Below are 10113 nucleotides of genomic sequence, written 5' to 3' on the forward strand. Positions count from 1 at the left end.
GCGACCACGTCGGCGGCGGGGTCGCCGGCCCCGGCGGCGCCGAAGTCGATGACCTCCGGGCCGAGGCGATGGCTTCGCGGGTCACGGCGTCGAGCTCGCGGAGCGGCGCCCGCCCGGCCCGGGACGCCCCGGCGGGATCGACCCGGCGCAGCTCGGCCACGAACCGGGCCAGGTCCCGGGCCGCCCGGCCTTCGTCGTCGACCAGCTCGTCGGCGTAGGGCCGGCCGTCGATCGCACGGCCCGGACCGGCAGCTCGCCCAGCTCGGGGAACTGGGCGGCGACCAGGCGCCCGACGAGGCCGGCGTCGATGTCGGCCTCGTCGTCGTGGAGTTTCAACGGCCGCCCGTCATCGGCCATGGCGGCGGCCCGCGACCCACAGCAGGACGGCGGCGCCCAGCAGGACCAGGCCACCGGCGGCGGCCAGGAGCGGGGCCCAGTGCCATCCGCCGGCGGCGGCGGCCGGCGAGCCGGCGGGCGCCGGCGCGGCGCCGGACGGGGCCTGGGTGGCCGGGGTGACCTTGGCCAGGAGGTCGGCGGGGAGCGGGACCCGCCAGACCTCGCTGGCCGGGCCCTCGGAGCCGGCCAGGACCGACGTCCCGTCGGCCGTGGCCGTGATGGACTCGCCCTGGAACTGCAACGGCAGCTCCAACGCCCCGGCCCGCCGCCCGGGGGCGCGGTAGAGGAAGGCGCCCTGGTAGTCGCGGAGGACGAAGCCGCGGCCGTCGGGGAGGAAGGCGCCGTCGGTGACCACCGGGGGCACCCTGGCCACGCGGCGCAGGACATTGACCTGGTCGGTGCGGAGCCGGGCCGGGGCCCGGTACAGGCTCCCCCCGGCCGCGTCCTTGCTGGCCACGTACAGGCGGTTGCTGCGCGGGTCGACCAGCAGGGCCTCGGCGTCGTGGGGGCCGTCGGCGTAGCGCAGCCGGTAGCGGACCGCGGGCGTGGTGGCGTCGCGCAGGGTGGCCGGTTCGGTCACCTGGTAGACGGCGATCTCGGGCCAGACGCCGTTGTTGTCGCCGATGTCGCCGACGAACAGGGCCGGCCGGCCCCGGTCGTCGCGGCCGGCGGCCATGCCCTCCCAGTCCCGCGCTTCCGCCCCGCCGAGGGTCAGGGTGGCCAGCGTCCGGCCGTCCGAGCCGACGGCGTACAGCCGGGGGCCGTCGTCGCTGTCGTTGTGGGTCCAGAGCACCGCCTCGTGGCGGCCGCTCAGGGCCAGCCCGCTGGACTCGAGGATGCGCGGGTCCTCCAGCCGCACCGCCACCTCGGCCCCCTCGACCTCCTGGGCCGACGCGCCCGCGCCGTGGCCGAGGAGGAGCGCGGCGGCGAGGACGGCGGCGAGGCGGGAGCGCATGCCGGTCAGGGTACCGGCGGGCCGCCGCTCAGGCGGGTGGCCGCCCAGTGCTGCCCCGGGTGATGAGCCGGGGCATGGCGTCCTCGAAGTCGCCGACGGTGTCGCCGTCCAGCAGGGCGAGCAGCCGCTCGGCGGCCCGGGCGCCGTAGGCCATGATGTCGCGGCTGAGCACCGTCAGGGGCGGGTGGACGATCTCGCACAGCACCGAGTCGTCCCAGGCCACGATGGACAGGTCCTGGGGCACGTCCACGCCCATCTCGTGGGCCACCGAGGTGCCGGCCACGGCCATCACGTCGTTGTCGTAGATCACGGCCGACGGCCGCGGCGAACCCGACAGCAGCCGCCTGGTCGCCTGGGCGCCCTGCTCAGGGGTGTAGTCGGTGGCCGCGGTGACGGCCGAGGCCAGCTCCAGGCGGGCCGCGACCTCGCCGAAGGCCTGGCCGCGCAGCTCGGTGTGGAGCAGCCCGGACGGCCCGGCCACCCGGGCCACCCGGCGGTGCCCGAGGGCGGCCAGGTACTCGACCACCATGGCCATGGCGCTGGCGTCGTCGCTCCACACCGCGGGCAGGCGGCCGTGGTGGCCGGGGCCGCCGATGACCACCGCGGGCAGGCCCAGCTCCTCCAGCACCAGCACCCGCTTGTCCTCGACCCGCAGGTCGATCAGGAAGATGCCGTCGACCCGCCGCTCGGCCCACCAGCGGCGGTAGGCCTCGACCTCGGCGTCGCGGTCGGGCACGACCTGCAGCAGCAGGGCGGTGGAGCGGGCGGCCAGGGTGTTCTCGATGCCCGACAGCAGCTTGATGAAGAACGGCTCGACCCCCAGGGTGCTGGCCGGCCGGGCCAGGACCAGGCCGAGCGCGCCGGCCCGGGAGGCCGACAGCGCCCGGGCGGCGCTGTTGGGGCGCCAGCCCATCTCGGCGGCCAGCTTGAGGACCCGCTGGCGGGTCGACTCCGACACCCCGGGCTGCCCGTTGAGGGCGTAGGAGACGGCACCCTTGGACAGCCCGGCCCGCTGGGCGATGTCCGCGATGGTGGCCCGCTTGGTCACCCGCCCTCCCCTGCCGGCTCGCGGACGAGGCTCGGCGTCCGCTCCCACTTGTGGTCCAGCTGCGGTACTGAGGCTAGCAGCGCCCGGGTGTAGGGGTGCCGGGGCTGGCCGAAGACCCGCTCGGTGGGGCCCTCCTCGACCACCTCGCCCCGGCGCAGGATCACCGCCCGGTCGCTGATGTAGTTGCCCAGCGACAGGTCGTGGGTGATGAACACGATGCCCAGCCCCCGGGCCTTGAGGTCGCCGAGCAGGTTGAGCACGTCGATGCGGGTCGAGGCGTCGAGCATGCTGATGATCTCGTCGGCCACCAGCAGCCGGATGTCGAGCAGCAGGGCCCGGGCCACCAGCAGCCGCTGCAGCTGGCCGCCGCTGAGCTGGTGCGGGTACTTGCCCAGGACCTGGCCGGGGTCGAGCCGCACCGCGGCCAGCGACGCCTCGACCTTGTCGTGCCAGGCCCGCCCGCCGAGGCGCGGGAACCAGGTGGCACGCAGCGTCTCCAGGACCCGGTCGGCCTTGAAGATCGGGTTGTAGCTGCTGAACGGGTCCTGGAACACCCCCTGGACGTCGGCGTAGTAGGCCCGCAGCCGCCCGCCCTTGAAGCCGGCCACGTCGACCCCGTCGAAGGTGATCCGCCCGCCGCTGACCCCGGTGAGGCGCAGGATCATCCGGCCGATGGTGCTCTTGCCGCTGCCGCTCTCCCCGATCAGCGAGATGACCTCGCCGGGACCGACCTCGAGGTCGACGTCCTTGACCGCGACCAGCTCCCGGCCGCCGAAGGTGCCGACCCGGTAGGTCTTGGAGACGCCCTCGAGGCGCAGCATCTCAGGACGCCTTCCAGCAGGCCACGAAGTGCTCGGGCGCGACCTCAACGAACGGCGGCTGCTCGGCGCACTTGTCAACGGCCAGTGGGCAGCGGTCCCGGAAGCGGCAGCCGGGGGGCGGGTCGAGCAGGGACGGCGGGCTCCCGGGGATGCCCTGGAGGCGCCGGTCGCGGTAGCGGACCCCGACCTCGGGCAGCGCCGACAGCAGCATCCGGGTGTAGGGGTGCCGGGAGGTGGCGACCAGCGCGTCGGTCGGGGCCCGCTCGGCCAGCCGGCCGGCGTACATGACGATGATGCTGTCGGTGATCTGGTACGCCAGCGACAGGTCGTGGGTGATGAAGACGGTGCTCTTGACGTAGTGGCGGTCGCGGAAGTCGACCAGCGTCTCGGCCACCGCCTTCTGGGTCGACACGTCCAGGGCCGAGGTGACCTCGTCGGCGATCAGCAGCGAGGGGTTCAGCAGGGTCGAGATCACCATCACCATGCGCTGCTTCATCCCGCCCGAGAGCTCGATCGGGTAGCGGTCCAGCACCTCGGGGGCCAGGCCGACCAGCTCCAGGCGGCGCACCAGCTCGTCGTGGACGTCGGCCAGCCGGACCCCCCGCGACGCCAGCAGCTCGGCCACCAGCCGGCCGATGCGCCGGGTCGGGTTCATGGCGCTCATGGCGTACTGGGGGATGATCGAGACCTCCTTGAACCGGAAGCGGTTCATGGTGGCGTCGTCGCCGATGGGCAGCTCCTTGCCGTCGAGCTCGACCGTGCCGCCGACGTGGCGCATGCGGCCGTCGAGGCGGGTCAGGCTCTTGCCAAGGGTCGACTTGCCGCAGCCGGACTCGCCGGCCAGCCCGACCAGCTCGCCGTCGGCCACCCCGAAGCTGACCCCGTCGAGCGCCCGGACGTCGCCGCGCAGGGTCCGGTACCAGACCTTGAGGTTGTCGACCCGGAGGCTCACCGCTGGCTCAGAGCTCCCGCAGCTTGGGGTTGAAGACCTCGTCGAGGCCGACGTTCATGATGTAGAGCGCCCCCACGATCATGGTGATCCCGAGACCCGGCGGGATGAACCACCACCACATGCCCAGCGGCAGGGCGCTCCAGAGGACGGCGTTGTTCATCATCAGCCCGAGCGACATGCCGTCGGTCGGGCCGAGCCCGATGAAGTCGAGCATGGCCGCGGTCAGGACCGCCCCCCCGAAGAGCAGGATGAAGGTCATGAACAGGTACGAGCTCATGTTGGGGGCGATCTCGCGCAGGACGATCCTGGCCCCGCCGGCGCCGCTGAGGCGGGCCAGGTCGACGAACTCCCGCGACCGCAGCGAGAACGTCTGGGCCCTGATGGCCCTGGCCACCCACGGCCAGGAGAACACCCCGATGAAGATGGCCTCGGGGACGACGCCCCGGACGCGCAGGTAGGTGGCGATGATCAGCAGCACGGCCAGGCAGGGGATGACCAGCACGACGTTGGTGACCATGTTCAGGACCTCGTCCACGACCCCGCCCCGGTAGCCGGCGGTGAAGCCGACCAGCATCCCGATGACCGCCGCCAGCCCGCCCCCCAGCAGCCCGACCAGGAAGGTGGAGCGCAGGCCGTGGGCGAACTGGGCGAACACGTCCTGGCCGAACATGGTGGTGCCGAACCACCACTGGGCCGAGGGCCGCTGCGACGGCGGGCCCACGTACTCGTTGGGGCCGTGGTCGGTGAGCAGGGGGCCGACGGCGGCCACGGCCAGGAAGGCCAGCACCACGGCCAGGCCGAGGAGCAGCTTGCGGTTGCGGCGGGCGAAGTAGAGGGCCTCGCGCCGCCCCCGGGCCCGGGAGACGGTGGCCGGGGTGGCGGCGGTCGCGGCCGGGTCGGCGACGGCGAGCTCCTCGCGGTCCGAGACCGTCATGCGTCACCTCGCATCCCGACCCGGGTCCGGGGGTCGACCAGAACGTAGACGACGTCGATCAGGAAGTTGGCCAGCAGGACCCCGATGATGATGAACAGGAAGGCGCCCTGGATGAGGAAGAAGTCCTGGTTGTTGATGGCCTGCAGGATGAGGTAGCCCAGGCCCGGGTAGGAGAAGACGATCTCGGTGACCAGGGCGCCGGCCACGATGACCCCGAGGGCCAGGGCCAGCCCGGTGAGCTGGGGCAGCAGGGCGTTGCGGAAGGCGTAGCGGCGCACCAGCCGCTGGGGCGCGCCCAGCGCCTCCAGGTAGTGGCAGTAGTCCGCCTCCAGCTCGTAGATGATCATGTTGCGCATGCCGATCGCCCAGCCGCCGAAGCCGACCAGGAACAGCGAGGCGAACGGCAGGAACCAGTGCCGCAGCAGGTTGGCGCCGAACGACAGCGACCACGACGGCTCGACGTCGAAGCTGTAGCCGCCCGCGATCGGGAAGACGCCCGCCACCGTGGCCAGCGCCCAGGCGAGCAGGATGCCCAGCCACATGTAGGGCGTGGCCGTCAGCACGTAGCCGACCGGCAGGACGGCGTTGTCGAGCCACCTGCGGCGGGCCGCGTAGGCGCCGAACTTGTTGCCCGCCCACCAGCTGAGCAGGATGGCCGGGATGAGCAGGGCCAGGGTGTAGGGGATGGCCCGCAGGATGATGCTGGTCACCGGCTGCGGGAACAGCCAGATGCTGACCCCGAGGTCGCCGTGGAGCAGCCGGTTCCAGAAGTTGAGGTACTGCTGCCAGAGCGGGACGTCCAGGCCGAACACGCTGGTGTAGTAGGCCTGCATGGCCTGGTTGGCCTCGGGGCGCAGCGAGGCCCGGGCCAGCATCGTCTGCACCGGGTCGCCGGGCATGAACCGCGGGATCATCCAGTCGACCGTCACGGCGACGAAGAACGTGAGCGCGTAGATCCCGAGCTTGCGCTGGAAGTACTGACGCATCCCCTGCTCCTCGTCGCCGCGACGGCGTCGTCAGGCCGTTACTGCTTGGCCGGCTGCAGCTCGGCGAGCATCAGGATGCTGCCCAGCTCCCAGTAGTTCCGCCAGGTGACCGGCATGAGGTGGCTGTCGCCCTGCTTGGCCGACGGCCAGCCGGTCCAGACCGAGGTGTTGGCCTGCGCCCAGGCGCCGTTGTACCAGAGCGGGATCACCGGCAGCTCGCTGAGCTGGATCCGCTGGAGCTGCGAGGTGACCTTGCGCATCCCGGCCACGTCGTCGGTCGGGGTCTTGTCGAGCTGCTGGACCAGGTCCCAGGCCTTCTTGTTCTCGTAGCGCCCGAAGTTGGCCGTGCTCTGGGAGTCCTGGACGGGCAGCCGGAACATGTAGTCGTAGTACTCCCAGGGCGAGTTGGAGAGCTGCTTCTCGTTGTTGATCAGCATGTCGAAGTCGCCCTTGTTGCGGGCGTCGACCAGCGCCTGGAACTCGGGGAACTCGGTGGTGACCTTGATGCCGACGGCCTTGGCGCTCTCGCCGACGACCCGGATCGACTCCATCCAGTCCGTCCAGCCGTTGGGGACGATGAGGTCGAGCTCGATCTTGGCCCCGCCCGGTCCCTCGACGTAGCTGTCGCCGTTGGTGTCCTTGTAGCCGGCCTGGGCGAGCAGGGCCTTCGCCTTGGCCGGGTCGTAGGTGAAGCCGAGCTGGTCGACGACCGACTTGTCGACGTACTTGTCCCAGGCGGGGAGGAGGCCGGTCGGGCTGGCCGCCTGGACGATCTGGCCGTAGACGCCGTTGACGATCTTGTCGACGTCGATGGCGTGGGCCAGGGCCTTGCGGAAGGCCGGGTCGTCCATCGGCTTCTTGGTGGTGTTCAGGACCAGCCAGGCGGTGTTGGCCGACAGCATGTACGGCGGCTCGGGGAAGTAGGTCTGGACCTGGTAGCCGCCCTTGACCAGGGTGGCGATCCCGGGGAGGAAGTTGTTGGAGAGGTCGATGCCGCCCTGCAGGACCAGGCCGAGGGCCGCGTTGTTGTTGGAGTTGACGATGTCGACGATGTACTTCGGCTTGGGGTCGAGGCTGAGGGCGGTCTTGCCCCACCACTTGTCGTTCTTGACCCAGACCATCCGGTCCTGGCTGTGGGTCTGGTACAGGTAGGGGCCGCTGCCCACGGGCTTCTCGTTGGCGCCGGTGGCGACGTCCTTCTCCGAGCGGCCCTCCCACAGGTGCTTGGGCACGATCGCCCGGTTGTAGAGGTGGTTGCCCCACTGCTGGTAGAGGGGCTCGGAGAAGGTGAAGCGGACGGTCCGCTCGTCGGGCGCCTCGGCCTTCTCCAGCCAGTCCCAGAGGTTGTGGTACGGGACCGACTCGAACTTGCCCAGCTCGAACGTGAACACGACGTCCGCGGAGGTCAGGGGCTTGCCGTCGCTCCAGGTGAGGCCGTCGCGCAGGGTCAGCTCGTAGACGTTCTTGCTGGCCCAGTCACCCTTCTCCGCCAGCCAGGGCTTGTACTCGCCCTTCATCGGGTCGTAGATGAACAGGTTCTCGTAGACCAGCCCCTCGGTCCCGGTGGCGTACTGCCAGTCCATGATCGGGTTCCAGTTGTTGGGCGGCCCCCACTGCGTCCCGCTGATGTACAGCGTCTCGTTGCGGGGGTAGGACGCCGGCCCGGCGGCCGGCGTCCCGCCGGCGGGCTGCTGGCCCTGCCCGGAGGTGGATCCGCCGCCGGAGTCGTTCCCGGTGCATGCCGCCACCAGCAGGCACACCACCGAGACGAGGATCGCCAGCCTGAGCTTGTCTCGCATTCCAGTCCCCTTTCTCCTCTACTACAGGGACCCCACCAGGGTCGGGGGCTCCCGCCGCAGGACCCGGACGCCGTAGGCGTCGAGGGTGACCTCCTCGGCGGGCCGCCCGGTGTGGAGGTCGGCCAGGTGGCCCTGGACCGTCGGCTTGACGGTGACCTCGGTGTCCGACTGGCTGACCAGCCAGACGAGGTTGCGGCCGTCCCGGTGGCGCAGCTCGGCGGCGAAGACCCGCGGGTCCTCCACCGTCACCGGGCGGCTGAGGCCGGCCACGGTGGCCAGCGCGTCGTAGATCCGCCAGGTCGGCTCGGGGTTGACCCGGGCCGCCGCGGCCGCGAGCTGCTCCAGCGGGTAGGTGCACAGCACCAGCCGGCCGCCGCCGGTGGTGGCGCGTTCCAGCAGCACCGGCCGCAGCTGCTGGTCGACGGCGACGACCTCGGCGGTGACCGGCCGGACGGGCAGGAACGCGCGGACGTGCTGGTTGCCGCCGGCGCGGAGCTCGAGCCGGCTGCCTTCAGGGATCGACCCGAAGTCGCGCACGAAGGTGACGACCACCTCCTCATCCTCGATGGGGTCGACGAGCCCGTGGGTGAGCTGGTGCTCGACCCCGAACATGCGGTCCAGGCCGGCGTACCAGGGGCCGCGCTGGACGCCGTGGCCGCCGGCGCTCCAGGAGACGTAGACGACGGCGCCGTCGCCGGCGAAGCGCTCCAGGGCCCGCCACCCCGGGGCGGTGAGCTGCTTGGCGGACGGGACCAGGTAGAGGCGGCGGCCGGGCTCCAGGCCGTCGCGCTCGCGCATCGGCCGCACGGCCACGTCGGCCTCCCAGGCGGCCACGTACGCCTGGCGGAGCGAGTCGAGCACGAAGACGCGGTCGGCGGGCTCGGTGAACGGGTAGGGGTGCTCGAGGTAGGAGGCCACCACCAGGGCGGCCTCGGCCGGCGGGCGCGACAGGTTCGGGAGGTCGACCGCCTCCAGCAGCTCGGCGAAGGCGCGGACCTCGGCCAGGTGGGGCTTGGGGGCGCCGGTGTGGTCGGTCAGCCCGAAGTGCATCTCGAAGGGGTGGTGCCGGTAGGGGTCCTGGTCGGCCAGGTGGTCGTAGTCGGTGTTGTTCCAGGCCAGCCAGCCGGTCGCCCCGGCCAGCAGGCTGGTGTGGAGCACCTGGCGGTAGTAGTGGCCGGCGTTCTCCGATGACGAGAAGCCGCTGCTGACGCCGAACTCCTCCAGCACCACCGGCTTGCCGGCGAAGCCGGCCAGCTCGCAGGCGAAGGCCGGTCCCAGGTGCAGCCGGGCCCGGTCGGTCTCCATCCGGTAGACGTGGGGGCCGACGAAGTCGACCAGCGGCGCGGTGGCCCGCAGCGAGAAGCCGTTGTCGATCCCGCTCAGCTCGATCCCCCAGGCGCCGTCGCCCAGCGACACCGGCTGGGTCCCGCCCCCGGCCCGGACGGCCTGCACCAGCAGCTCCGCCCAGGCCGTGACCACCGGCGCCGGTGCCGGGCCGCCGTACAGCGGCATCTCGTTGGACAGCAGCCAGCCGGCCACCGCCGGGTGGGCGGCGAACCGGCGGGTCACCTCGCCCACGAACCAGGCCTGGCGGGCCACCATCCAGACGTCGCCGTACAGGTCGCGCCCCTGCCGCCAGGCCGGGTCCCAGTTCTCCCCCGACATGTGCCCGACGATGAAGGTCGGCACCGTGGCCATCCCGGCCTCGGTGTGCCGGTCGAGGAAGTCGGCGAACCGGTCCAGCATGCGCTCGTCGAGGCGGCCGGGCTCGGGGTGGAAGTCCGGCCAGTAGCAGAAGGACCGGGTGAGGTTCATCCCGTTGGCGGCGAGGGTGGCCAGCTCGGCGCCGACCACCTCGGGGTCGTAGCTCCGCCACATCAGCGGCCCGCCGGTCCGCGACCAGAAGTTGACCCCCAGCCAGGGCCGCCCCTCCAGCAGCAGCATCTCCCGGTCGCTCCCCACCGCGGTTCCCTCCGGTTACTGAACCGTGTAAGTGAAGGGATGAAAGCATCCCGGGCAGAGCGCGTCAATACCTAGAAGATGGTGCACTTCCTTCCTGACTGAACCGTATAAGTTCAGAAGCCCTGGTGGCCGGGGGTCGCCCCGGGGAATAGGTAGTCCGCCCGATGCTCCCGGGTCGCCTTAGGCGGATCGTGGCGCTCGACGGACCGGGTGCGACCGAGGCGGTGACCATGCGGATGGGCGGCTCTCCCTGCTGCTGG

General features: G+C 71.9%; 9 protein-coding genes. 1 reads left to right on the forward strand and 8 read right to left on the reverse strand.

The window, feature by feature from the left end:
* Window positions 1-218 (forward strand): hypothetical protein (locus VF468_07490; GenBank protein ID HEX5878147.1); only part of this gene is annotated, 218 nt, incomplete at its 5' end.
* Between the two features lie 128 nt (window positions 219-346).
* Here the strand turns inward: VF468_07490 and VF468_07495 are convergent.
* The 8 genes from VF468_07495 to VF468_07530 are packed head-to-tail and all read right to left on the reverse strand — an operon-like array spanning window position 347 to window position 9835.
* Window positions 347-1351, reverse strand: a complete 1005-nt coding sequence (locus VF468_07495) for a hypothetical protein (protein HEX5878148.1) — start codon at window positions 1349-1351, stop codon at window positions 347-349.
* A gap of 28 nt (window positions 1352-1379) precedes the next feature.
* Window positions 1380-2399 (reverse strand): LacI family DNA-binding transcriptional regulator, encoded by a 1020-nt coding sequence (locus VF468_07500; GenBank protein ID HEX5878149.1) that lies wholly within the window; start codon window positions 2397-2399, stop codon window positions 1380-1382.
* Window positions 2396-3220, reverse strand: coding sequence for an ATP-binding cassette domain-containing protein (locus VF468_07505; GenBank protein HEX5878150.1), 825 nt, complete (start codon window positions 3218-3220; stop codon window positions 2396-2398). Before VF468_07505 ends, VF468_07500 begins: the two co-directional genes overlap by 4 nt.
* A 1-nt stretch (window position 3221) precedes the next feature.
* Window positions 3222-4172, reverse strand: coding sequence for an ABC transporter ATP-binding protein (locus tag VF468_07510; protein ID HEX5878151.1), 951 nt, complete (start codon window positions 4170-4172; stop codon window positions 3222-3224).
* Between the two features lie 7 nt (window positions 4173-4179).
* On the reverse strand, window positions 4180-5106 hold the full coding sequence (locus VF468_07515; GenBank protein ID HEX5878152.1) for an ABC transporter permease: 927 nt from the start codon (window positions 5104-5106) through the stop codon (window positions 4180-4182).
* Window positions 5103-6092 carry an ABC transporter permease gene (locus VF468_07520; protein HEX5878153.1) on the reverse strand — a complete coding sequence of 330 codons (990 nt, stop codon included), beginning with the start codon at window positions 6090-6092 and terminating at the stop codon, window positions 5103-5105. Before VF468_07520 ends, VF468_07515 begins: the two co-directional genes overlap by 4 nt.
* Window positions 6093-6130: 38 nt before the next feature.
* Window positions 6131-7891, reverse strand: a complete 1761-nt coding sequence (locus tag VF468_07525) for an ABC transporter substrate-binding protein (GenBank protein ID HEX5878154.1) — start codon at window positions 7889-7891, stop codon at window positions 6131-6133.
* Window positions 7892-7912: 21 nt separating this feature from the next.
* On the reverse strand, window positions 7913-9835 hold the full coding sequence (locus VF468_07530; protein HEX5878155.1) for a cellulase family glycosylhydrolase: 1923 nt from the start codon (window positions 9833-9835) through the stop codon (window positions 7913-7915).
* Between the last annotated feature and the right edge of the window lie 278 nt (window positions 9836-10113).

Source organism: Actinomycetota bacterium, assembly GCA_036280995.1.
In the GTDB taxonomy this organism is placed as follows: domain Bacteria; phylum Actinomycetota; class CALGFH01; order CALGFH01; family CALGFH01; genus CALGFH01.

Excerpts from the sequence above, each read along its gene's own strand:
- VF468_07495 (HEX5878148.1), bottom strand. The coding sequence starts at position 1,351 with ATGCGCTCCCGCCTCGCCGCCGTCCTCGCCGCCGCGCTCCTCCTCGGC.
- VF468_07505 (HEX5878150.1), bottom strand. The coding sequence starts at position 3,220 with ATGCTGCGCCTCGAGGGCGTCTCCAAGACCTACCGGGTCGGCACCTTC.
- VF468_07515 (HEX5878152.1), bottom strand. The coding sequence starts at position 5,106 with ATGACGGTCTCGGACCGCGAGGAGCTCGCCGTCGCCGACCCGGCCGCG.
- VF468_07520 (HEX5878153.1), bottom strand. The coding sequence starts at position 6,092 with ATGCGTCAGTACTTCCAGCGCAAGCTCGGGATCTACGCGCTCACGTTC.
- VF468_07525 (HEX5878154.1), bottom strand. The coding sequence starts at position 7,891 with ATGCGAGACAAGCTCAGGCTGGCGATCCTCGTCTCGGTGGTGTGCCTG.
- VF468_07530 (HEX5878155.1), bottom strand. The coding sequence starts at position 9,835 with ATGCTGCTGCTGGAGGGGCGGCCCTGGCTGGGGGTCAACTTCTGGTCG.